Raw genomic sequence first — 22,702 nt, forward strand, 5'->3', positions numbered from 1 at the left:
TGGGCAGAAAAAAACGCAACTTCGGTTGCGTTTTTTTTCCTGCGGCAGCTCCTGCACGGATCGTGCGTTACATGAGGTGTTTTTCAGGCACGGGAATGTGCGCGGAACCCAACACCGCCGGCAACAACCCCGAGCGCAAATCCCCGCCACTCGGTTGCTGATACAGGCTCAAGCCAAACTCCGGCAGCACTGCCAGCAGGTAATCGAAAATATCCCCCTGAATCCGCTCGTAATCGGCCCACGCCGTGGTGCGGGTGAAGCAGTAGATTTCCAGCGGAATGCCCTGCGCCGTGGTCTGCATCTGGCGGACCATGCAGGTCATGTTCGGTTGAATCTCCGGATGACTCTTCAGATACGCCAATGCATACGCGCGAAAGGTGCCGATATTGGTCATCCGCCGACGATTCGCCGACATTGCCGCGACATTACCCTGCGCCTCGTTCCATGCCTTGAGCTCGGCTTTCTTGCGGCTCATGTAGTCGGTCAGCAGGTGCACCTGGGAGAGTTTTTCTTCTTCATCGTCGCGGATGAAGCGCACGCCGCTGGCGTCGATGAACAGGCTGCGCTTGATCCGCCGACCGCCGGACTGCTGCATGCCGCGCCAGTTCTTGAACGACTCGGACATCAGGCGCCAGGTCGGGATTGAAACGATGGTCTTGTCGAAGTTCTGCACCTTGACCGTGTGCAGGGTGATGTCGACCACGTCGCCATCAGCGCCGACCTGGGGCATTTCGATCCAGTCACCGACCCGCAGCATGTCGTTGCTGGTCAGTTGTACGCTGGCGACAAACGACAACAGGGTGTCCTTGTAGACCAACAGAATCACCGCCGACATCGCACCCAGACCGGAGAGCAGCAACAGTGGCGAACGGTCGATCAATGTGGCGACGATGATGATCGCGCCGAACACGTACAGCACCATTTTCGCCAGTTGCACATAGCCCTTGATCGAGCGGGTACGGGCATGTTCGGTGCGCGCGTAGATGTCCAGCAGCGCATTGAGCAGGGCACTCACCGACAGCAGCAGGAACAGAATGGTGAACGACAACGCCACGTTGCCGAGAAAGGTCATCGCGGTTTTGCTCAGTTCCGGCACCAGATGCAGGCCGAACTGGATCACCAGCGACGGTGTCATCTGCGCCAGGCGCTGAAACACCTTGTTGTGGCGAAAGTCGTTGATCCAGTGCAGTGCCGGTTGGCGTCCGAGCATGCGGCTGGCGTGCAGGATCAGATAACGCGCCACTCGTCCGAGGACCAGTGCGATCACCAATAGCAGCATCAGCGCCAGGCCGGATTGCAGGAACGGGTGCTGTTCGAGGACACCCCAGAGGTCTTGGGCTTTGAGCCAGAGCTGTTTGAAATCCATGTGAGCAACGATTCTTCTGTAAGACGCGATGGGCGATTAGAGCATTTAAGACGCCGTGTATTACCGTTGGAGACAAATCGAGCAACAAAAAAGCCACTGATTACGCCCGTTTGTATAAAGAAACTCGGCCTGAGCGCTCGAAACCGGTAACCTATGCAGCTGTTTTTTTGCATATCTTCGAGGTAGCACCCGTGTTTTCCCAATTCGCCCTGCACGAACGCCTGCTCAAAGCCGTGGCCGAGCTGAAATTTGTCGAGCCAACGCCTGTGCAAGCAGCGGCCATTCCGCTGGCGCTCCAGGGGCGTGACCTGCGGGTGACGGCGCAAACCGGTAGCGGCAAGACCGCCGCTTTTGTCCTGCCGATCCTCAACCGCCTGATCGGTCCGGCCAAGGTCCGCGTCAGCATCAAGACCCTGATCCTGCTGCCGACCCGCGAACTGGCGCAGCAGACCCTGAAGGAAGTCGAGCGCTTCTCGCAGTTCACCTTCATCAAGTCGGGCCTGATCACCGGCGGTGAAGACTTCAAGGTCCAGGCTGCCATGCTGCGCAAGGTGCCGGATATCCTCATCGGTACCCCGGGGCGGATGATCGAGCAACTCAACGCCGGCAACCTCGACCTCAAAGAAGTCGAAGTGCTGGTGCTCGATGAAGCCGACCGCATGCTCGACATGGGTTTCGCCGAAGACGTACAGCGTCTGGTCGACGAATGCCCGAACCGTCAGCAGACCATGCTGTTCTCCGCCACCACCGGCGGTTCCGGCCTGCGCGAGATGATCGCCAAGGTCTTGAACAACCCTGAGCACCTGCAGCTCAACGCGGTCAGCCAGCTGAACTCGACCACCCGTCAGCAAATCATCACGGCCGACCACAACCAGCACAAAGAACAGATCGTGAACTGGCTGCTGGCCAACGAGACCTATCAGAAGGCCATCGTCTTCACCAACACCCGTGCGATGGCCGACCGCATCTACGGTCGCCTCGTGGCTCAGGAATACAAGGCGTTCGTGCTGCACGGCGAAAAAGACCAGAAGGATCGCAAACTGGCGATCGACCGTCTGAAGCAGGGCGGTGTGAAGATCCTGGTGGCGACCGACGTCGCGGCCCGTGGTCTGGACGTTGATGGTCTGGACCTGGTGATCAACTTCGACATGCCACGCAGCGGCGACGAATACGTACACCGTATCGGTCGTACCGGCCGTGCCGGCAACGATGGTTTGGCGATCTCGCTGATCTGCCACGGCGACTGGAACCTGATGTCGAGCATCGAGCGCTACCTCAAGCAAAGCTTCGAGCGCCGCACGATCAAGGAAGTCAAAGGCACCTACGGTGGACCGAAAAAGGTCAAGGCCTCGGGTAAAGCCGTTGGCGTGAAGAAGAAAAAGACCGACGCCAAGGGCGACAAGAAAAAAACCGCCGCCAAGACGCCGACCAAGCGCAAGAGCGTCAACCGGCCGAAACCGGACTCGCTGGTGAGCAGCGATGGCATGGCCCCGCTCAAGCGCCGCAAGCCGGCCGCGCCTGCCGCTGAGTAAGGCTTTTCAGGCACGCAGAAAAAACCCGGAACGATGTCCGGGTTTTTTTTCGTCCAGCGTTTATCAGTTTCCTAACAGACCGCTGGTGTCGGCGTCGAAGCGGCGTTTTGCCTGATCTGCCGCCGGTTTCAGCGCGGCGAGCAGGGCGGCCTCGCTGTATAACCGGGTGCCGGCCAGGTCCTTGGGTGTCGGCTCGATCGGGATCAGCACGTCTTCGTCATCAGCGTGCAGCCAGATCGCCACAACGTTGAGTGCCGATACGAACAACACCCGCAGCTCAACGGTCTTGCCTTGCAGGTGCGGCGCTTGCTCCGCCAGTTTCAGCGCCCCTACCGTGGCGGCGGCGAGGTTGCCGTGGTTCAACGAAGCGAACTCGACGTGACCCCAGACTTCGGCCAACTGGGCATCGGCGATCGTTACGTCATCGGCGAACACCAGGTAGTGCCAGTCGCCGATCCGCGCGTTGCGCAGACCTTTGCCGGCGCTCAGGTCATCCAGGCTCAGCGAATAACCGCGGTAGGCCTCGCTGAGGCTGATCTTCGCCGCTGCGGCGTTGGCGAACTGGCGGTTGGCGCCAAAGCCCCGGGTTTGCAGCGCGGCTTGCAGCGCCGGGCGCAAAGTCTGTACGCCGTTGGAAGGCGCCTTTGGATACGTCAGTTGCATGATGTCGCCCTCCTCAGTTTTTCACGGTGAAATAAGTGTTGGTCCAGTTGCCGCCACCGTTGTACGAACGGGGGAAGGCATTCAGTGCACGAGTCGAGTAGCCGTAGATCGAATCCGCCACCAGCACGTAGTCGCCGTTGGTGCCATAGATCGTCAGGAAGTGCGCACCGCCGCCGTACCAGGCGCAGCGCAGGCCGACCGGGCGGCCCATGCTGATCTGGTTCCGAATGGCTGACATCTGCAACGAGCCCTGATTCATGCCGTTGAAACTGCGGGTGATCCGCAGCGCGGTGTCCAGATAGCCGTAGACGTTGCACGGGCCGGGTTGATTGCAGCAGTTGCGATCCAGCGCCGCGCTGGCCACCCCGCACTGGGTCCAGGACCCCGTGCCGTAATAGTTGCCGACCGAGGCGGAAACGGCGGCCCAGCACCAATTGGTCTGAGTTTGCTGCTGCATGTTGAAGTTGAGACCGGCGGCCAGGGCGCTGACCTGTTCAGCGGCTTCGGCTTCGACCAGTTGCGGGTCGAGCAAAGCGCCGATAAGGCACCTTGGCAGGGTTTCGCCGGTAAATCGGGTTGCTTCAGGGGTTAACATCTTTCAATCCTCCATGAGTGAAAACAAGCGTCCAGCTTGTGTGGTGTCGCGATGTTGCCGAGCGATCGGTGGCTAACGGTTTTCATCTTCGATGAACGGTGCCGATCTCCTTGCTCAATGTAACCTTAGTCTTGATATGCATTAATGCAAGAAAACAAATGCATTTATGCATTTTTAAAGACAAAAAATCGCAGCCTGTGACAACTCCCACGGTGATCGGGGTAGGTGCTGTTGCAGGCTGCGATCCTTGTTTTTCAGCTCTCGGCTTTTTTCTCGGCGGTGCCCAACTCTTTCAACCGCTGATCAATCAACTGGCACTTGTCAGGCAAATCCTTGCTGGCCGTACCCAGGTCCATCTTCTGCAACTCGGCGTTGATCTCCTTGGCCTTGGCCGGATTCTGCTCAGTGAGTTTGGCGACTTCCCTGGCCAGTTGTTCACGCTTGGCAGTGGCTTCTTCCGGCGTGCAGGCCCAGACGGGCAGGGCGCAGGCGAGGGTGGCGGCGAGGGTGAGCTTGATCAGGTTTTTCATGGGGGCGGGCCTCCGGTCCGGGTAAGGCGGGTTAACCGGTGGAGGCCTCGCTGCGATGAAAAGTTCAGTCTGCGCAGGCTTTCAGCTCGTATGGCAGCAACTTGAAGGGGGTTGTCCCTCATACCGATCATGATGCCGCACCCACTCCATGATCTCGTCTTCGTTCCTGCCCTTGGGCGTGAGGTCGAGGTAGTGATAGGCGCCGACCAACATGTCCAGCCCACGGGCATAGGTTGAATAGGTGTGGAAAATCTCTCCTGCCTGATCGCGATAGAACACACTCAGCCCGGGCATTTCTTCTTCGCAGCTGTCAGTTTTTTCGTAGTTGTACGTAGCTTTTCCGGCCTCGGCGTCTTCGGCCCGAGCGCAGACAGCAAAGTCGTAGTTGAAATCGGAGCCGTCTGACGACACCCAGGCGAATTTCCAGCCCATCCGCCGTTTAAAGTCTTGAAACTCGCTGAACGGTGCGTGTGAAACGGCGACCACGGCAATGTCGTGATGAGCCAGGTGCTGGTTGGCGCCGTCGATATGGTCGCTGAGGAACGAGCAGCCCTGGCAACCTTCTTCCCAGCCCTTGGCGAACATGAAGTGGTAAACCACCAGTTGACTGTGTTGGCCGAACAGGTCGGCCAGTTTCAGCTCGCCGTCCGTGCCCTGGAAACGGTAGTCCTTGTCGATTTTCACCCACGGCAATGCGCGGCGCTTGGCGCTGAGGCGATCGCGCTCCCGGGTGAAGGCCTTTTCGTCCGCCAGGTGCTGCTTGCGGGCGGCGAGCCATTCTTCGCGCGACACCACCGGATGATTCTCAACGTTCATGATGATTTCTCCTGCGGGGTTGAAACCGTGTGTTTCAGACTAGTCGTTTAACCCTGGGAGCAATCGACAGACCGCCGGTCGGTCGGCGCAGAAAATGCGGCTGAACGGCTGCGGACGGCCTCGGTCACAACCTATGAACGCGCCAATAATCACGCGCACCGGAGGTTGAATCAGGATGACGACTTATAACTGGGATTTGATTGAGCGCTTGCTGCATGAAGTGCAGAACAGCGCTGGCCACAGTTTTGCCCCGCGGGCCTATGCCGAAGACTATGCGGCGGAGAAAGCCGGCGCCGGCGAACCGATCGAGAATCTGGATCATCTGAAAACGCTGGCCTGCGAGTATGAAAGGTTGCTGCTGTTGCGTGGCTACATCGCACCGCGTCCGGATGAGGAGGGCAGCACGGGGAACAATTTTGTGCTGACGCCGCGCGGATCGAGCCTGTTGAGTCTGATCGACAGCAGCATTCCCGGTAATGACCATCCGCGCCAGGTGCTGGATGAGCAGGAAGATGCGCTGGCTGAGGCGACGTTCGATGTCATCGCGTCCAAGGCGCAGATCGCCTGAAGGTCTTGTGTGGGAGCGAGCGAGCCCGCTCCCACATTGGGTCTCTGTTTTTTCAGTTTCTCTGTGCGGCCTTGAGACACTTGAGGTCGTTGAAATCCTTGCGCACTCCCTCGATCTTCTTCAGCAACCGCTGGCGCTGTTGCGGCGTACTGTCGGCCATCAGATCCACAAACAACGCACGCGCCTGGGCTTCGGTATTGGCGTAAGCCTTCTGGTACTCCGGTGTCCATAAACGTTCGCGATTGACCAGAAGCGTTTCGATGCGCTGTGGGAATTCGGCACTGTTGCGCTGGGCCACGGCGGCGCTGAATTGCTGCTGCCAGTGCGCGCGGTTGGCGATCCACTGGGTGTTTTGATCGCCAAGTGCGGTCGACCAGGCCATCACCCGTTGTTCCTGGGTAACGCTCAGCGGGCCCAGCCAATCGGTCAAGCGCTTGTCCATGCGTGCGCCGCGTTCGGCAATCTGCTGGGCCAGCGGGGGTTTGACGTATTCCCGTTCCCGTTTGCGCAGGTCCTTGGCAAAGGCGTCGTTCATTTCCGCGACCTGTTTATCGTCCAGCCCTTGCAGCAGTTCAATGGCCGACGGCGTGATCTGGCGCGCGGTATCGGCGATGGCCTGTCTGGCTTCTGCGGTTCGCGCTTGCAGTGCCGCGTCGCTTACCTGATTGGTTTCAACCATGGTCTGCAAACGATCCAGCCAGTCGAGATAGCCGGGCAATTGCGTGGTGCAGTGCCAGCTCAGGTGTGTCTTGAGGCGTTCGTTGAACCAGTCTTTCTGCTCGCCGTTCATGTCCACGTAGTCGCTGAGCGACCATGGAATGATCACGTCGAGGTTGCGGTACGCGAGGCCGACGCGGCTGCAGGCGCCAAGGGCGAGGGTGAAGATCAACAGTGCGGTAATGTGCTTGAACCAGCGAGACATGGGCGAATCCTTGCGATGGCCAGCCTGGGAAATCTGATTCTTATGTGAACGCAGAATGAACCCGGCAGTTCAGCCGATCAATAGAACGCGCGCGCAGCCTTGAGGGTGACGAGGCCGTCGCACTGGCTGTTGTGCCCGGAATAAGCCGAGCAATCGCTGCCGCTGAGACTGGAGTTGCTGTAGATCAGGTCGAGATCGACGCCCATGAACGGCCGGGACAGTTTCACTGACCAGTCGGTAAAACTGCTGACATACCCACCGTCGACGGCGACCGGCGTGTTCAGTTGGTGGGTGGTGTATTTCATGCTGACACCAATGCCGAACGGTTGATTGCCGCCAAGATCGGCAAACAACGTGTTGTTCTGTTTATCCGGATCGTTGCTCAGGGCCACGCCGAAACGACTGCCGAGCAGCGTCAGGCCACCGAACAGCTCCTGGCTGTCGAGGGTGTCCACTTCGGGATAGCTGTAGTGAATCATCCCGACTTCGTAGCCGAGCGTCTGGTCGAAGGGTTGTTTAAAGCCGATGTAGGAATCGACTTCGAGGTCTTTGCCCGGGGTGATACCCATGCTGGGTGCATATTGGCCGAAATAGAGACCGCTGTTGTGGCTCAGGTCGAGGCCGCCGTGGAACGAGCCGACCGCCGCCGGTTTGACCAGGCCTTGCGCCATGCTGCGGGCGGGTGTGGTGCCCAGTTTAAGGTCGAAATCGCCGAGTTCCCGCTGGAAGATCTGCGCGTGCACGGTCGAGCAGACCAGCAGGCCTGCAAGCAATAAACGGGAAGATGTGCGCATGCGTCACTCCATGAACAGCGAGCGCAGGCGGCGGGCCTGCTGAAACGCTTGATCTAGACGCGTGCAAGGATACCGGCGAATGATCGGCATTGATGGCCGTTCGTCGATTTCTGAATATTTGTTGTGTGGTCTGTTTAAAGCGAGGAGGGTCTGATGCGGTGCCAGTCCAGGCGCTTCGAAGCTCAAAGCGCCTCTGGACGGGTGTAAAACCGGGTGTTACTTCTTGCCCAGGCTGATCTGCTTGGACGGGCCGAACGTCTGGCCACTGACGCCTTTGGCAATTTGCTGAATTTCGCCGCCGGACTTGAGGAACGCTGCGATCTGATCGTTGATCGATTCGCTGGTTTCAACGGCTGGAGCTGGCTTTGCTTTGCTGGTGGATGCTTTTACACGCATGGCGGCCATTAACCTGTAGAAAAGTAACTCGGCCAGGCATCGTACAGGAATAACTTGACAATTGCTTGGTAAATATCCCCCGGAATAACCCACTGGGGTACTGCATTATTGTCGATTAATTACTTGGAATATCTGCCTAACCTGCTGTTTTAAATAAGAACAGTGATGCTTTTGGGCACGCTGATATCACGCGGGCATGGACCGCACCCGACTGACGAGCGGCACCTGGCGTGTGCGCAGCCAAGGAAAATCAAGACTCCGCGCAGATTTTGCGCAACGTGCCGATCTGCCGCCCGACGTTGTCGGTAAAACCGGGTAGAATGCCGCCCACGCAATGAGGGTTCTGGAAATGGCTTTAGTCGGGCGATACAACAGTTTGCAAGTGGTTAAACACACTAACTTCGGTTTATATCTGGACGGCGGTGCCGACGGCGAAATTCTTTTGCCCAACCGTTATATCCCCAAAGATATTCCCAGCGAAGATGAAGACTGGCTCAACGTATTTATTTATCTGGACAGCGAAGACAAACTTCTCGCTACCACGGAAAAACCAAAAGTTCAGGTCGGTGAATTTGCCAGCCTGAAAGTTGTTGAAGTCAACAGCATCGGTGTGTTCCTCGATTGGGGCTTGCCGAAGGATCTGTTGCTGCCGTATTCCGAAGAAAAACGGCAGATGACGGCTGGCGAGTACTGCGTGGTGCACGTCTACCTCGACAAGCACACCCGGCGCATCACCGCCACCGCGCGCCTGGATCGTTACCTCGACAAAACCCCGGCCAACTACAGTGCCGGGCAGGAAGTCGATCTGCTGGTGGCCGAAGCCACCGACATGGGCTTCAAGGCGATCATCAACAACAAGCACTGGGGCTTGATCCACAAGAATGAAATCTTCAAGTTCATGCGTTCCGGCATGCGCGAGAAGGGCTTCATCAAGGAAGTGCGCGCCGACGGCAAAATCAGTCTCAGCCTGCAACCGGTGGGTCAGGAAGCGGCCAGCAGCCTGAGTTCGAAGATCCTCACCAAGTTGCGCGAAAACGACGGCACCCTGGCGGTCAGCGACAAGAGCGATCCGGCACTGATCAGCAGCCTGTTCGGCGTCAGCAAGGGCAACTTCAAGAAGGCCATCGGTTCGTTGTACAAGGATGGCAAGATCGTCATTCATGCCGATCGCATTGAACTAACCTGAGCCTTTCGGAGCCCATGTTGCATGGGCTCATTCGAGGTCGGGTAAATGAAAAAAACGCTGCTTGCTTATATCTCCACGCTGTTGGCATTTCTGCTGCTCGACGGTATCTGGCTCGGCTTGTTGATGGCGCCGACCTATCGCGAGTTGCTCGGTGCGCTGATGCTCGAAAAACCGTTGCTGGTTCCGGCAGCGGTTTTTTATTGCCTGTATGTTTTTGGCTGCGTGGTGTTTGCGGTGTTGCCGGCGGCGACGTGGCAATGGGCGGCGAAGCGCGGGGCTTTGCTGGGGCTGGTGGCGTATGGGACCTATGACCTGACCAATTGGGCGACGTTGCGCGGGTGGTCGGTGCAGGTGACCCTGATGGATTGGGCGTGGGGGACGTTTGCCACGGCTGTGGCTTGTACTGTCGGGTTTTTGCTGACCAGACGACTGCTCAATTCAGCTTCTTGAACTGGGTTGATTGAGCTGACGTCATCGCTGGCAAGCCAGACTCCCACAGGGTTTTGTGTCGAACAAAGGCTCAGTGAGCAACCCGGTCATTGTGGGAGCTGGCTTGCCAGCCCTTCGCGGCGCAGCCGACAACCATTCACCGCTGACGCAACAGACAAACTGAATGTCTTTTCCAGACGGCTTTTTCTGCCTGGCTGATTGATAATCCCCGACATTGATTTGTGACCATTGGATGGCCTGCCATGTTGTGTGTAATCGAGGTGTTGCCGTGAGTGTCGATCGGCGCAATGCCGATCGTTTTGCCCTGCAGGTGATGATCGGCCTGTGCCTGATCTGGGGCGTGCAGCAGGTGATGATCAAGTGGGCTGCAGCGGACATTGCCCCGGTGATGCAGGCGGCGGGGCGCTCGGGGATTTCCGCGCTGCTGGTGGGCTTGCTGATTTGCTGGAAGGGCGGTTGGGCGCAGGTCGGCAACACCTGGCGTGGCGGCTTGCTGGCCGGTGCACTGTTTGGTCTGGAGTTCTTCTTCATCGCCGAAGGCTTGCAGCTGACCACCGCGGCGCACATGTCGGTGTTCCTCTACACCGCGCCGATTTTCACCGCACTGGGCGTGCATTTTCTGTTGGCCAGCGAGCGCCTGCGGCCGTTGCAATGGTTGGGCATCCTGCTCGCGTTCATCGGTATTGCGATAGCCTTCGCCGGCGGCGTGTCGTGGGATAACCTCGACCACCGCATGCTGCTCGGCGATGCCTTGGGTGTGCTCGCGGGCGCCTGCTGGGGGGCGACCACTGTCGTGGTGCGTGCCTCGCGGCTGTCGGAAGCGCCGGTCACCCTGACCCTGTTCTATCAGTTGATCGTCGGCTTCCTCGGCCTGTTGTTGATCGCGCTGTTCAGCGGCCAGATCAGCCATGTCAGCCTGACACCCGTGGCAGTGGCCAGCGTGCTGTTCCAGGGCCTGGTGGTGTCGTTCTTCAGTTACCTGATCTGGTTCTGGCTGCTGCGCCGTTATCTGGCGGCCAACCTCGCGGTGTTCTCGTTCATGACGCCGCTGTTCGGCGTCACCTTCGGCGTGTTGTTGCTCGGCGAACCGCTGAGCGTGAACTTCGTCATCGGCGCCGTGCTGGTGTTGCTCGGCATCACCTTTGTCAGCGCTGAGCAGTGGGTGCGTCGGCGTTTGCGCAAAGCGCTCGGCCAGGGTTAGTCGAGTGCATGGCCAGCCCGCCGGCGATCAGCAAACCGCTGCCGGCGATCACCAGCGCGGGATGCAGGCTGGCGCTGAAATGTGTGCTCAACGCCGCCAGTAACGGACCGCTGAGTTGACCGACGGCAAAGCAGGCGGTCAGCAGGCCGGCGTTGCGCTGGGTCGCGTGGGGCGCCAGTTCCCGCGAGCGCTGCATGACCAGTTGCATGCACGCCAGAAACGGTGTGCCGCAAAGCATCACCCCGAGTGCAAGGCCGAGACCGCTGCCCAGCAGACAGGCAAACACCCCGGTGGCCTGCAGCCACAACGTCGCCATCAACCAGTGCCGCGTGGTCTGCGGATCGTGCCGGCGCAAGCTCACCAGTACCACGCCGATCGCGGCGCCGAGACCGAAGCACGGCCAGAACAGATCCGCCTGCCACTGTCCGTGAAACTGCGCGTTGGCCATCTGCGAAAGAAACGTCGCCGGGATGATGTAGCCGATGCCGTACAGGGCGTAGATCACGCCCAGACGCCCGATGCCGCGATGCGAGGCGCTACTGCTCGCCGCAGTGACCGCTTGCGCCGCGACCGGCTGCGGCAGAAGCCGCCAGACGCCCAGCATCATCAGCAGTGCGGCCGCTGCGTATATCAGCCACAACGTCGAAGATGTTTGCTGCAACAGATGTGAGATCAGTGCCAGCAATCCCGTCAGAAAAATCCCCAGACCCGGCCCGGCAAAAACCAGCGCTCCGAGACGTGGACGACCCGCTGCCGCCGCCAGGGGCTGACTCAGTGAAGTGATCATCACCAGCACCCAGGCACTGGCCACCCCGGTGCCAAAGCGCAACACCAGGTGTGACCAGAAACCATTGGCCCAGAACGATGCCAGGGTCAGCAACACGCACAACCACAAGCCGCCGTGCAGACGCCGCTGCACCTGTTGCGGGCGATGGGCGAACATCGCATCCACCGCACCCAGCAGGTAACCAAGGTAATTGGCCGCCGCAATCAGACTGGCGGCTGTCAGGTCGATCTGGCCTTCGCTGAGCAGGTGCGGCATTTGCGGGGTGAGGGCAAAACGGCCGATGCCCATGGCCATCATCAGGGCGACGAAGCAGGCGGATAAGCGAATCAGTGGCGACATGGTCGGGATTCCGTTGAAGGATCAATGACCGTCAGGCTAGGACTGATTGACTTTCTTTAAAATTGAATAATAGTGAGTAACTTGTTCAGTTAAGGAGAAGGCTTGTGGAGTTCAGCCAGCTGCGGATTTTTCAGGCGGTCGCCGAAGAAGGCTCGATCACCCGCGCCGCCGAACGTTTGCACCGAGTGCCGTCGAACCTGTCGACGCGCCTTAAACAGCTGGAAGAACAGCTGGGTGTCGAACTGTTCGTGCGTGAGCGTCAGCGTTTGCAGCTGTCACCTGCGGGAAAAGTCCTGCTGGACTACACCGGCAAGCTGTTTGCCCTGCGCGATCAGGCCAGTGCAGCGGTGATGGGCGGGCAACCGGCCGGCGACTTTGTCCTCGGTACCATGTACAGCACGGCGGCGATTCATCTGCCGGCCCTGTTGGCGCGTTATCACAAGCAATACCCGGCGGTGAACCTGCAGGTGCAATCGGCGCCGAGCGGCGAATTACTGGAAGGTTTGCTGACCGGGCGCCTCGACGCCGCGCTGGTGGACGGCCCGCTGGAACTGGCCGGGCTCGATGGCGTGCCGCTGTGCGAGGAACGTCTGGTGCTGATCACCGAAACCGATCACCCGCCGGTACGCAGCGCCAAGGATGTGGAAGGGCGCTCGGTGTTTACCTTTCGTCGTGGCTGTTCCTACCGCATGCGCCTGGAGGCGTGGTTTTCGCACTATCACGCGACGATGGGCCGCGCGATGGAGATCGAGTCCTACCAGGGCATGCTCGCCTGCGTGATTGCCGGCAGTGGGGTCGCGCTGATGTCGGAGTCGATGCTCGCCAGTCTGCCTGGGCGCGAGAGTGTCGCCGCGCACCTGTTGGCCGAGCCATTCGTGGGTGCGACAACATGGCTCATGTGGCGCAAGGGCATGGTCGGCGCCAACCTGAACGCGTGGGTCGAGGTGCAGCAGGCTGTCTATCCTGCGGCTCAGATTGAAGCGCGAGAAACGGCGTGAACCCATGCCCGCGAATTCTGTTCAATTCAGTAACAGATCATTGCGGATTTGCCCGAGCATTGCGTAGGACTTCGGACTATTATCAGTGCGAAGCGGCCTCAGAATTCCGGCCGCTCAGCACCACCCTGGAGGGGGCATGACGATGAAAGAGAAAATTCAAAACTGGCTGCACGACTTGGGTGTCGCCCTCGGCTTGATCGAACCGCCTCTGCAACCTGTACCGATTCGCACCGATGACGAGCAGCGCCGCCGTCAACAACGGCGCCGGTAGGTAAATCAGCCTGTGAGTGCCACTAGTTGTGGCGAGGGAGTTTGCTCGCGCTCGGCTGCGCAGCAGTCGTAAAGTCAGTGAGCAACGTCTGTCAGGCACAATTGGCGGCTGCTGCGCAGCTTGGTTGGATCCAGTTCCCTTGCCACAGGGTGTTATCTCAGCCCTGTGGACGTGTTTGGCAAATCCTCTCAATGCCTGCCAATCTCCAGCAAAAACCGGCTCAAGTCCTTCGCCGTTTTCGCGGTCTTGAGCATCCGGTCTTCCTCGGCGGTGAATGCCGTCAGTCCGAATTCATCCTCCAGATGAAAGATCAGATCTTCGATATCCGCCTTTTCCAGGCCCAATTGCACCAGGCTGGTGTTGTCGGTGAATTCACGCGACTCCAGCAGGCGCCGAATGTATCGGTGCACGGCGGCACGCACGGCAGCTTTTCTCATGACAGATATTTCTAGTTGTTTTCTTGCTTGAGTACAGCAGGCCTCACGCGTGGCCGCGCAACCATTCGTCAATCATCGAACGCAAATGCTCGCCGGAAAAACTGCCGAAATGTCCGCCATGAACGGTACGGACCGGTAATGCCTGCAAGCGGCGCAGGCTGGCGGCGTAATCGTGCAGATTGGAGTGGTAGGCGTCTTCGATCAACGGCCCGTTGTAGATGATGTCGCCGCTGAACAGGGTTTGCGTCGCGGCTTCGTACAGGCTGATTCCGCCCGGTGAATGCCCCGGTGTGTGCAGCACTTGCAGCGTGCGGTTGCCCAGGTCCAGCACGTCGCCGTCCTCGACCCATCCGGTGGCCGGCGCAGCCTTGACCCGGTATTCGGCGTAGCACAACGGACAATCGGGATGCGCCTCGAACATGTCATCGCCGACGAAGGCGCGGCTCAAGTCGTTCTCGCCATCCGGCGCGGCGAGAATATCCGCCTCGGCCGGATGCACCAGACGTTCGGCGAATTCGTGATGCCCGGCAATATGGTCGAAGTGGCAATGACTGGCCACTGCCACCAGCGGCCGCTCGGTGATCCACGGCAACTGCTCGCGCAGGCTGACCAGTCCCGAGCCGCTGTCCAGCAACAAGTCTTTGTCGCGGCCCTGAACGTGCCAAAGGTTGCAGCGATAGAACGGGCGAATGTACGGCTCATGAATCAGCCGGATGCCATCGCTCAACGTCTGCACTTCAAACCATTGATCGCGGGGAACGATCTTCATATTCACTGTTTCTCCAGACCCAAAAAAACGGGTGTGGCAACCGACGCCACACCCGTCGAAGAAAGCATCAAGTCGTTACATCAAAGCTTAGATCGCGCTCGCCGCGGTTGCCGGACGAGGGGAGACCAGGCTGACCACTACAAAACTCACCAGGCCGACCGCCAGGCTGTAGTAGATCGGCGTGTTGGCATCCAGACCGTCCTTGAACATGAACAGCAGCGCGGTGGCGAAACCCAGACCCATGCTGGCGATGGCGCCGGCAGTGGTCGCACGTTTCCAGAAAATCGCGCCGATCAGCGGGATCAGCATGCCGCCCACCAACAGGTTGTAGGCGAGGGTCAGGGCGCTGATCACATCGTTCACCACCAGGGCGATACCGAGAACCACGACACCGGTCAGCAAGGTGAACAGGCGGTTGATGCCCAGGCTCGATTGTTTGCCGCCACGCAGTTTCGGCAGCAGGTCTTCGGTCAGGGTGGTGGCCGCCGCGAGCAGGCCGGCACTGGCGGTGGACATCATGGCCGCCAGCGCAGCGGCGATCACCAGGCCCCGGATACCGTCCGGCAGCGACAGTTTGACGATGGCGGCGAAGGCGTTGTTGACGTTGTCCAGATCCGGGATCAGCACGTGAGCGGCCATGCCGATCAGCGCGCAGGCCAGACCGTAGAGGATGCAGTAGATACCGGCGAGGCTGCCGGCGTATTGGGCGACTTTGGCGGTCTTGACGGTGAACACCCGTTGCCAGATGTCCTGACCGATCAGGATGCCAAAGAAGTAGATCATGAAGTAGGTGATGATCGTGTCCCAGCCGATGGTGGTGAAGTTGAACGCCGCTGCCGGCAGCTTCAGCACCAGTTCGTCCCACCCGCCAACGCGGTACAGGCAGATCGGCAAGAGGATGAACATCAGGCCGACGGTCTTGATGATGAACTGGACGATGTCGGTCAGGGTCAGCGACCACATCCCGCCAATCGCCGAGTAGATCACCACCACACCACCGCCAAGCAGCACCGAGATCCAGAACGGCAGGCCGAACAGTACTTGCAGCACGGTGCCGATCGCCAGGATCGAGGTCACGCCGATCATCAGCGCGTAGGCCAGCATGATCGCCGCGCTCGCCGAGCGGGCCATCGGGTTGTAGCGTTTTTCCAGGACCTGGGTAACGGTGTAGATCTTCAGTTTCAGCAACGGTTTGGCGAGAAACAGGTTCAGCGCGACGATGCCGCAGCCCAGTGCCGCGCACAGCCAGAAACCGGAGATGCCGTGCACATAGCCCAGACGCACGGTGCCGACGGTGGATGCGCCACCGAGTACGGTCGCGGCCATGGTGCCCATGTACAGGCTTGGGCCGAGGTTACGCCCTGCGACCAGAAAGTCCTCGTTGGTCTTGGCCTTGCGCATGCCGTAGTAGCCGAGCAAGAGCATGCCGGCGGCGTAGATGAGGACGACGAATAAATCCAAAGCCATGATGGCGTGTCTCCGATTGTCTTTTTTATGTTGAGGCTGAATTCAGTCTCCTGTGGGAGCGAGCTTGCTCCGGGCGGCGATCCGACGAAGGCGTCGGCACATTCAAAAGTGATGTGACTGAAAGATCGCTTTCGCGAGCAAGCTCGCTCCCACAGGGGATAGGTGTTTACTCAGGCGGCTTGCGCTTTAGTCGACGGTTCCCCGACTTGGCTGCGGGCATCCTTCGGGCCGAACACTTCCCGTGGTTCCGGGAACAGGCTCAGCAGCGTCAGGTACACCACCGACGCCAGGCCCAGGGTCACCGGCAAGCTGATGTCGATGCCACCGGCCATCTCGCCCAGCGGGCCGACGAACTGCCCCGGCAGGTTGACGAAGCACAGGCCAACCGCCGCGCTCGGGATCCACGCGCCCAGACCACGCCAGTTCCAGCCGTGGTTGAACCAGTAGCGGCCGCCCTGTTCGCCACGGGTGAACACTTGCAGGTCGTCCGGGCAGTAGAAGCCGCGACGTACCAGCAGGCCGATGATCATGATCACCATCCACGGGGTGGTGCAGGTGATGATCAGCACAGCGAAGGTCGACACGCTTTGCACCAGGTTCGCCGCGAAGCGCCCGATGAAGATGAAGGCAATCGACAGCACGCCGATCAGCAGCGTCGCCTTGACCCGCGACAGCACGCGCGGGAACACACTGGACATGTCCAGCCCGGTGCCATACAGCGAAGTGGTGCCGGTGGACATGCCACCGATCACCGCAATCAGGCACACCGGCAGGAAGAACCAGCTCGGCGACACCGCCAGCAAACCGCCCACGTAGTTGTTCGCCGCGATGTAGTCCGGCGCCTTGATCGCGACAATGGTCGCGGTGGCCAGACCGAACAGGAACGGGATGAACGTGGCGATCTGCGACAGCACCACGGCGGCCATGATCCGCTGCTTGGAGGTGTCACGCGGGATGTAGCGCGACCAGTCGCCGAGGAACGCACCGAAGGAAATCGGGTTGCTCATCGCCACCAGCGCAGCGCCGATGAACGCCGCCCAGAAGCCCGGTTGACCGAGGCTCACCGTGCCGGCGTAATTGACGTCGAAAGGACCGGCAAAGGCGAAGATGCCCAGCAGGAACAACAGGCTGGCGCTCCACACCGCGATCTTGTTCACCCACAGCAGAAAGCGGAAGCCGTAGATGCACACGGTCAGCACCAGAATCGCGAACAGACCGTAGGCCAGGCCCAGGGTCAGGTCGGTTTCCGGCAAACCGATCAGGCGTTTCGCACCACCGATCAGCGCATCCCCCGAACTCCACACCGAGAGCGAGAAAAACGCGATAGCGGTCAACAGCGACAGGAATGAACCGACGATCCGCCCGTGCACGCCGAAGTGCGCACCGGAGGACACGGCATTGTTGGTACCGTTGATCGGGCCGAACAGGCCCATCGGTGCGAGGATCAGCGAACCCAGCAGCACGCCCAGCACAATCGCCCAGACGCCAGCCTGAAAAGACAGGCCGAACAGCACCGGGAAACTGCCGAGCACGGCGGTGGCAAAGGTGTTCGAACCACCGAAGATCATCCGGAACAAGTCCGTCGGGCCTGCGGTGCGTTCGTGGTCCGGGATCTGCTCGACCCCGTGGGTTTCGATTTGCGTAAGGCTTTGGTCGTTGTTGTTGTTATTCATGATCTGCTCCGATCATAAAGGCGCGCCTCATCGTGCGTGTGGCGTCACCTGTTTGGCTAAGGGGATGGCAGCCCTTCCGGCATTGCGGACAAATGTTCGTGGCAGGCCAGCCAATGGCCTTGTTGTTCTAGGCTCGACGCTTGTTTCCTGAAAACAATCGTCTCGCGCTCCTGGCTGAAGTGTTGCTCCCCTTGCATGCGCAGCTCGGTGGCCACGTCATGGATGAAAATCGCCACATCACCTTGCAGGCTGACGAAGGCGTTGCTCGACGTGCACGACAGCACTTCAAAGCCATCCTCGGTGCGCCAGCGGTCCCACAAGGCCTGATAGGCATCGCGCGACAGCAGGGGCTGTTCGAGGGTGTAGAACACGAAACTCGCATCGGCGCTGAACGCGCCGAAGTAAGCTTCGCGATCGTTGCGGGCGAAGGCGGACACCAGATCGGCAGCCGCTTTCAGAACCTGATCACGTTCGTTCATGGCCGAACCCTCAGCGGTGGACCACGCCAGGCAGTACGCAGAGCATTTCGTACAGCAGGTTGGCGGCCAGCAGCGAGGTGTTGCCGGTCGTGTCATAAGCCGGCGAGACTTCTACCAGATCGCAACCGATCAGGTCGAGGCCCTGGCAGCCACGGACGATTTCAATCGCCTGAATGGTCGTCAGGCCACCGATTTCCGGGGTGCCGGTGCCCGGTGCCCACGCCGGGTCGATGCCGTCGATGTCGAAACTCAGGTACACCGGACCGCCACCGACTTTCTCGCGCACTTCGGCCATCAGTGGCGCCAGCGACTTGTGCCAGCACTCTTCGGCTTGAACAACGCGGAAGCCCTGATCGCGGCTCCAGTTGAAGTCGTCAGCGGTGTAGCCCTGCGCGCGCAGACCAATCTGCACCACGCGGTCGCAGTCCAGAAGGCCTTCTTCGACGGCGCGACGGAAGGTCGTACCGTGGGCGATCTTCTCGCCGAACATGTGATCGTTGACGTCAGCGTGCGCATCAATGTGCACCAGACCGACCTTGCCGTGCTTCTTGTGAATCGCCCGCAGGATCGGCAGGGTGATGGTGTGGTCGCCACCCAGGGTCATCGGGATCACGTTGTGCTCGAGGATGTTGTCGTAGGCTTCTTCGATGATGCGCACGGCGTCGAGCAGGTTGAAGGTGTTGATCGCCACGTCACCGATGTCGGCGACCGACAGCGAGTCGAACGGGGCGGCGCCGGTGGCCATGTTGTACGGGCGGATCATCACCGATTCGGTGCGGATGTCGCGTGGCCCGAAGCGGGTGCCGGGGCGCAGCGACGTGCCGATGTCCAGGGGCACGCCAACGAAGGCCGCGTCCAGGCCGGCAGCAGTCGGTACATGGGGGAGTCGGAGCATGGTGGCGATGCCGCCGAAGCGCGGCATTTCGTTGCCGCCCAGTGGTTGGTGAAGAATCTTGTCCACGGGTAGGGCCTCATCGTCTTTGTTTTATTTATGTCGGCGCGCCGTGCAGGGGAGGTCCGGGCGCCGCTGTGGGACCGATTCTGCGAAATGTAGTGCGGCGGAAGAATCGCTACGGGCAAAAACTTAGTTCAGATTTTTCTAAACTAATGGCGACGCCGGGATTAGACTTTGCGGTCTCGGGATTCTGGCCAGGCTGAACATTGTTGCCCTCACCCCAGCCCTCTCCCGGAGGGAGAGGGAGCTGATCTCCATGGCTTTCAAATCCTGAGTTCGACTCGATTTTTCAGGTCGATGCAAATTCCGCTAACAACATGGTCGGCCTCCTTTCCCCCGGGAGAGGGGGCTGATCTCCATGGTGTTCAAATCCTGAGTTCGACTCGTTTTTTCAGGTGGATGCAGATTCCGCTAACAACATGTTCGGCTCCCTCTCCCTCCGGGAGAGGGCTGGGGTGAGGGAAGGTTCTATCAGGCGACACATCTCTAAAGCCCGGAGTAGACATGGCCAACGCTTTACCCGACCTGAAACTGTTGCGCATCTTCGTCAGCGTCGTGCGCCATCAAGGCTTCGCCAATGCGCAGCAGGAACTCAACCTGTCGACGTCGGCGATCAGCACTTACATGAGTCAGCTCGAAGCGGCGCTGGGGCTGGTGCTGTGTCATCGCGGACGCGGTGGGTTCAGCCTGACCAGCAAGGGTGAACTGTTCCATCAGGAAACCCTGCGCCTGCTGGCCGAGCTCGAAGGTTTCGAGCAATACGCCGCTGCGCTCAAGGGCGAACTGCGCGGTACGCTCAACCTTGGGGTGATCGACTCCACCGTCAGCGACAAGGCCTTGCCGTTCGCCGAAGCCATCGGCGCGTACAGCCAGGAACACCCGGCGGTGCATTTGCACCTGTCGGTGATGAGCCCGTACGAACTGCAGCTCGGCGTGCAGGACAACCGTCTCGATCTGGCCATCGGTGCGTTTTCCACGCGCATGAGCGGGCTGGTCTACATGCCGCTGTACCGCGAACAGCACTGGCTGTATTGCAGCAGCCGGCATCCGTTGTTCAACGAGCGGCGCATTCCCGAACAGGTCATCACCCAGCAGCGCATGGTCGGTCGCGGGTACTGGAGCCAGGCGGAACTGGCGCGCCACGGTTTCAAACACAGCGCCGCCACGGTGGAAAGTATGGAGGCGCAGCTGATTCTGGTGCTGTCCGGCGCCTACATCGGTTATTTGCCGGAACACTACGCTCAGGCCTGGGCCGACAAGGGCGACTTGCGCGTGTTGCTGCCGGCGACTTTCGGTTACCAGGCGCCATTCTCGATGATCATGCGCCGGGGCCGTAGTCGCGAGCCGCTGATCCAGACCTTTCGTGATTTGCTCAAAGCACAGCTCAATCAGGCTTAAGAATGTCCAGACCTCAATGCCCGCGCTGCCTGCGCCCCCAAACCCATTGCCTGTGCCCGTTGATCCCGTGCCTCGACAGCCGCACCCGGGTCTTGCTGTTGCAGCATCCGAGCGAGGTCAGTCACGCGCTCAACACCGCACGATTGGCGGCGCTGGGTTTGACCAATGCCGAACTGATTGTCGGTGAAGTTTTCGAGGATCTGTCGACACTGTTGAACCGGCCGGGGTATCAGGCGCGGTTGTTGTTTCCCGCCGACGATGCGCAGCCGATGCAGGCTTACCGCGAATCTGATCAACCGTTGTTGCTGGTGGTGCCGGATGGCACCTGGCGCAAGGCGCGCAAGATGCTCCATCTCAATCCGCTGCTGGCGGCGCTGCCCCGGGTGACGCTGGCCGAGGGCGGAGTGTCGCGTTATCGCTTGCGCAAGGCTCCGGGGCCGGGGGCGTTGTCGACCATCGAGGCGATTGTGCAGGCACTGGAAACCCTCGAAGCGCCGGCGACGTTCGCGCCGTTGCTCAAGCCGTTCGAAGCGTTGATCGAGGGGCAGATTGCGGCGATGGGGGAGGAGACCTTTCAGCGCAATCATGCTGAAAAATGATCGGTGCTTCTGCTGGCCTCATCGCTGGCAAGCCAGCTCCCACAGGTTTCTGTGGTATTCACAGGTTTGTGTTCGACACGGACACTGTGGAGCTGGCTTGCCAGCGATGAGGTCAGTCAATTCACCACAAAATCCAGACATCTCTAGCGCTCGCGCATCGCCTCGGTCCGCGCCTTCAGCACGGGTTTAAGCAGATAATCCAGCACGCTTTTCTCCCCGGTAATGATGTCCACCGTCGCCACCATCCCCGGAATGATCAGCAATGGCTTCGCATCCCCGCCCAAATGGTTTTTATCGGTGCGCACCTGAATCAGGTAGAAGCTGTTGCCTTTGTCATCGGTGATGGTGTCGGCGCCGATCAGTTCCAGTTTTGCGCTCAGCCCGCCGTAGATCGTGTAGTCGTAGGCGCTGAACTTGACCATGGCTTTCTGGCCCGGATGCAGGAACGCGACGTCTTGCGGACGAACCTTGGCCTCGATCAGCAGGTTGTCTTCCAGCGGCACGATTTCCACCATGTCGCTGCCAGGCTGCACCACGCCGCCGATGGTATTGACCTTGAGCTGCTTGATCACCCCGTGCACCGGCGAGGTCACGGTGGTGCGGCTGACGCGGTCGTCGATGGCGATGCTCGAGGCGGTGATTTTCGACAGGTCGGTGCGTTTCTGATTGAGGTCCTTGGCGGCGTCGGAGCGGAAGGTCTGTTCCGATTCGTCGATTTTGCTCTTGATCTCGTTGATCGCCGATTCGGCCCGGGGGATGGCCAGCGTCGTCGCGTTCAGCGAACCGCGAATCTCCACGGCGCTGCGCTTGAGCCGCAGGATTTCCACCGGCGATACCGCACCGGTGCCGACCAGCGGCGCCGACATGTTCATCTCTTGCTGCAGCAACGCCAGGCTGGAACTGTACTGGCCCTGTTTGGAACGGAACTCCGCCAGTTCCTGAGTCTTCTGCCGCAGTTGTTCGGTGAGGGTCCGTTGCTCACTGGCCAGCCGCCGTTGGCGCTGGTCGTACAGTGCCCGTTCGTCTTCGGCGACCTGTGGCGCCTTGGCGATCACCTCGTCAGACAGCTTGAACGGGCGCCCCTCGGCTTCGGCGGAAAGGCGTTCGACTTGCGCGGTCAGGGCGTAACGGTCGGCCTCGCTCTCACCCTTGTTCGACAGGAAGCGCGTGTCATCCAGGCGCAATAGCTTGTCGCCCTTGTTCACCATCTGCCCTTCACGCACGAAAATCTCGGTGACGATCCCGCCCTCAAGGTTCTGGATCACCTGGACCTTGCTCGATGGAATCGCCTTGCCTTCGCCCATGGTCACTTCTTCGAGCACCGCGAACTTGGCCCAGACCAACGCACTGATCAGCAGCGCTGCGGCCAGCCACACGGTAATCCGCGACCAGCGTGGCGAATCCTGCAAGGAGGCGCCGGCGGTTTCCGGCATGAACTCGGCTTCGGCGCTTTTGCCGAAACTGTCGAAGTAGCCGCGTGATTTGCCATCGGATGCAGCTGACATGGGTAA

General features: G+C 60.0%; 25 protein-coding genes. 9 read left to right on the forward strand and 16 right to left on the reverse strand.

Annotated features, from left to right (window positions below):
* Positions 1-67: 67 nt before the first annotated feature.
* Positions 68-1,366 carry a mechanosensitive ion channel family protein gene (locus PseuLF5_RS09165; RefSeq protein WP_123465573.1) on the reverse strand — a complete coding sequence of 433 codons (1,299 nt, stop codon included), beginning with the start codon at positions 1,364-1,366 and terminating at the stop codon, positions 68-70.
* Between the two features lie 191 nt (positions 1,367-1,557).
* Between PseuLF5_RS09165 and PseuLF5_RS09170 the strand changes: the two genes are divergently transcribed.
* Positions 1,558-2,898 carry a DEAD/DEAH box helicase gene (locus PseuLF5_RS09170; protein ID WP_123465575.1) on the forward strand — a complete coding sequence of 447 codons (1,341 nt, stop codon included), beginning with the start codon at positions 1,558-1,560 and terminating at the stop codon, positions 2,896-2,898.
* A gap of 63 nt (positions 2,899-2,961) precedes the next feature.
* On the opposite strand, the gene PseuLF5_RS09175 is transcribed toward PseuLF5_RS09170, so the two are convergent.
* From PseuLF5_RS09175 to PseuLF5_RS09190, 4 genes are all read right to left on the reverse strand, one after another.
* The gene (locus PseuLF5_RS09175; RefSeq protein ID WP_340133383.1) at positions 2,962-3,561 is read right to left on the reverse strand and encodes a hypothetical protein; all 600 of its coding nucleotides are present in this window, start codon (positions 3,559-3,561) and stop codon (positions 2,962-2,964) included.
* A gap of 13 nt (positions 3,562-3,574) precedes the next feature.
* Complete coding sequence (locus PseuLF5_RS09180) at positions 3,575-4,156, reverse strand: papain-like cysteine protease family protein (protein WP_340133384.1); 582 nt, start codon at positions 4,154-4,156, stop codon at positions 3,575-3,577.
* 254 nt (positions 4,157-4,410) lie between these two features.
* The gene (locus PseuLF5_RS09185) at positions 4,411-4,686 is read right to left on the reverse strand and encodes a hypothetical protein (protein ID WP_123465581.1); all 276 of its coding nucleotides are present in this window, start codon (positions 4,684-4,686) and stop codon (positions 4,411-4,413) included.
* A gap of 81 nt (positions 4,687-4,767) precedes the next feature.
* A complete protein-coding gene (locus PseuLF5_RS09190) occupies positions 4,768-5,502 on the reverse strand; it encodes a DUF899 domain-containing protein (RefSeq protein ID WP_340133385.1) in 735 nt (244 codons plus the stop codon).
* Between the two features lie 175 nt (positions 5,503-5,677).
* Here PseuLF5_RS09190 and PseuLF5_RS09195 point away from each other — a divergent pair, with 175 nt between their 5' ends.
* Entirely contained in the window at positions 5,678-6,070 is a 393-nt protein-coding gene (locus tag PseuLF5_RS09195; protein WP_340133386.1) for a transcriptional regulator, read from the forward strand.
* Between the two features lie 52 nt (positions 6,071-6,122).
* Here the strand turns inward: PseuLF5_RS09195 and PseuLF5_RS09200 are convergent, their stop codons facing one another.
* The 3 genes from PseuLF5_RS09200 to PseuLF5_RS09210 form a co-directional block, all read right to left on the reverse strand.
* Positions 6,123-6,992 (reverse strand): DUF6279 family lipoprotein, encoded by an 870-nt coding sequence (locus tag PseuLF5_RS09200; RefSeq protein ID WP_322373958.1) that lies wholly within the window; start codon positions 6,990-6,992, stop codon positions 6,123-6,125.
* Positions 6,993-7,069: 77 nt separating this feature from the next.
* Positions 7,070-7,786, reverse strand: a complete 717-nt coding sequence (locus PseuLF5_RS09205) for a TorF family putative porin (RefSeq protein ID WP_123465589.1) — start codon at positions 7,784-7,786, stop codon at positions 7,070-7,072.
* 216 nt (positions 7,787-8,002) lie between these two features.
* Entirely contained in the window at positions 8,003-8,191 is a 189-nt protein-coding gene (locus tag PseuLF5_RS09210) for a hypothetical protein (protein ID WP_016985943.1), read from the reverse strand.
* Positions 8,192-8,531: 340 nt separating this feature from the next.
* Between PseuLF5_RS09210 and PseuLF5_RS09215 the strand changes: the two genes are divergently transcribed.
* The 3 genes from PseuLF5_RS09215 to PseuLF5_RS09225 all read left to right on the forward strand — a co-directional run bounded on the left by PseuLF5_RS09215 (position 8,532) and on the right by PseuLF5_RS09225 (position 11,019).
* Positions 8,532-9,368 (forward strand): CvfB family protein, encoded by an 837-nt coding sequence (locus tag PseuLF5_RS09215; RefSeq protein WP_123465591.1) that lies wholly within the window; start codon positions 8,532-8,534, stop codon positions 9,366-9,368.
* A 45-nt stretch (positions 9,369-9,413) separates the two neighbouring features.
* Positions 9,414-9,818 (forward strand): DUF2177 family protein, encoded by a 405-nt coding sequence (locus PseuLF5_RS09220; protein WP_123465593.1) that lies wholly within the window; start codon positions 9,414-9,416, stop codon positions 9,816-9,818.
* A 268-nt stretch (positions 9,819-10,086) separates the two neighbouring features.
* Complete coding sequence (locus PseuLF5_RS09225) at positions 10,087-11,019, forward strand: DMT family transporter (RefSeq protein ID WP_123465595.1); 933 nt, start codon at positions 10,087-10,089, stop codon at positions 11,017-11,019.
* Here the strand turns inward: PseuLF5_RS09225 and PseuLF5_RS09230 are convergent.
* Positions 10,964-12,145: an MFS transporter gene (locus PseuLF5_RS09230; protein WP_340133387.1), complete on the reverse strand. Its 1,182-nt coding sequence runs from the start codon at positions 12,143-12,145 to the stop codon at positions 10,964-10,966. The two genes, PseuLF5_RS09225 and PseuLF5_RS09230, sit on opposite strands and share 56 nt — an antisense overlap.
* 104 nt (positions 12,146-12,249) lie before the next feature.
* Here PseuLF5_RS09230 and ptrR point away from each other — a divergent pair, with 104 nt between their 5' ends.
* Together ptrR and PseuLF5_RS09240 are read left to right on the forward strand one after the other, a co-directional pair.
* Positions 12,250-13,143 carry a putrescine utilization regulator PtrR gene (ptrR, locus tag PseuLF5_RS09235; protein ID WP_123465599.1) on the forward strand — a complete coding sequence of 298 codons (894 nt, stop codon included), beginning with the start codon at positions 12,250-12,252 and terminating at the stop codon, positions 13,141-13,143.
* A 142-nt stretch (positions 13,144-13,285) separates the two neighbouring features.
* The gene (locus tag PseuLF5_RS09240; protein ID WP_007914492.1) at positions 13,286-13,414 is read left to right on the forward strand and encodes a PA1414 family protein; all 129 of its coding nucleotides are present in this window, start codon (positions 13,286-13,288) and stop codon (positions 13,412-13,414) included.
* A gap of 188 nt (positions 13,415-13,602) precedes the next feature.
* On the opposite strand, the gene PseuLF5_RS09245 is transcribed toward PseuLF5_RS09240, so the two are convergent.
* From PseuLF5_RS09245 to speB, 6 genes are all read right to left on the reverse strand, one after another.
* Positions 13,603-13,851 (reverse strand): acyl carrier protein, encoded by a 249-nt coding sequence (locus PseuLF5_RS09245; RefSeq protein ID WP_123465601.1) that lies wholly within the window; start codon positions 13,849-13,851, stop codon positions 13,603-13,605.
* 43 nt (positions 13,852-13,894) lie between these two features.
* Entirely contained in the window at positions 13,895-14,620 is a 726-nt protein-coding gene (locus tag PseuLF5_RS09250) for an MBL fold metallo-hydrolase (RefSeq protein ID WP_128615125.1), read from the reverse strand.
* A gap of 87 nt (positions 14,621-14,707) precedes the next feature.
* Positions 14,708-16,087, reverse strand: coding sequence for a sodium:solute symporter (locus tag PseuLF5_RS09255; protein ID WP_123465604.1), 1,380 nt, complete (start codon positions 16,085-16,087; stop codon positions 14,708-14,710).
* A 170-nt stretch (positions 16,088-16,257) separates the two neighbouring features.
* Positions 16,258-17,760, reverse strand: coding sequence for a purine-cytosine permease family protein (locus tag PseuLF5_RS09260; RefSeq protein ID WP_123465607.1), 1,503 nt, complete (start codon positions 17,758-17,760; stop codon positions 16,258-16,260).
* Positions 17,761-17,816: 56 nt separating this feature from the next.
* Positions 17,817-18,239, reverse strand: a complete 423-nt coding sequence (locus PseuLF5_RS09265; protein WP_123465609.1) for a YybH family protein — start codon at positions 18,237-18,239, stop codon at positions 17,817-17,819.
* Between the two features lie 10 nt (positions 18,240-18,249).
* Entirely contained in the window at positions 18,250-19,200 is a 951-nt protein-coding gene (gene speB, locus PseuLF5_RS09270) for an agmatinase (RefSeq protein WP_003222717.1), read from the reverse strand.
* A 498-nt stretch (positions 19,201-19,698) separates the two neighbouring features.
* On the opposite strand from speB, the gene PseuLF5_RS09275 reads away from it, so the two are divergent.
* Together PseuLF5_RS09275 and PseuLF5_RS09280 are read left to right on the forward strand one after the other, a co-directional pair.
* Positions 19,699-20,592 carry a LysR family transcriptional regulator gene (locus tag PseuLF5_RS09275; protein ID WP_007956593.1) on the forward strand — a complete coding sequence of 298 codons (894 nt, stop codon included), beginning with the start codon at positions 19,699-19,701 and terminating at the stop codon, positions 20,590-20,592.
* Between the two features lie 2 nt (positions 20,593-20,594).
* Positions 20,595-21,191 (forward strand): tRNA-uridine aminocarboxypropyltransferase, encoded by a 597-nt coding sequence (locus tag PseuLF5_RS09280; protein ID WP_340133388.1) that lies wholly within the window; start codon positions 20,595-20,597, stop codon positions 21,189-21,191.
* A gap of 143 nt (positions 21,192-21,334) precedes the next feature.
* On the opposite strand, the gene PseuLF5_RS09285 is transcribed toward PseuLF5_RS09280, so the two are convergent.
* Positions 21,335-22,696, reverse strand: coding sequence for an HlyD family type I secretion periplasmic adaptor subunit (locus tag PseuLF5_RS09285; protein WP_128615231.1), 1,362 nt, complete (start codon positions 22,694-22,696; stop codon positions 21,335-21,337).
* Between the last annotated feature and the right edge of the window lie 6 nt (positions 22,697-22,702).

It is taken from the genome of Pseudomonas sp. LF-5, assembly GCF_037626295.1.
GTDB lineage: Bacteria > Pseudomonadota > Gammaproteobacteria > Pseudomonadales > Pseudomonadaceae > Aquipseudomonas > Aquipseudomonas monsensis.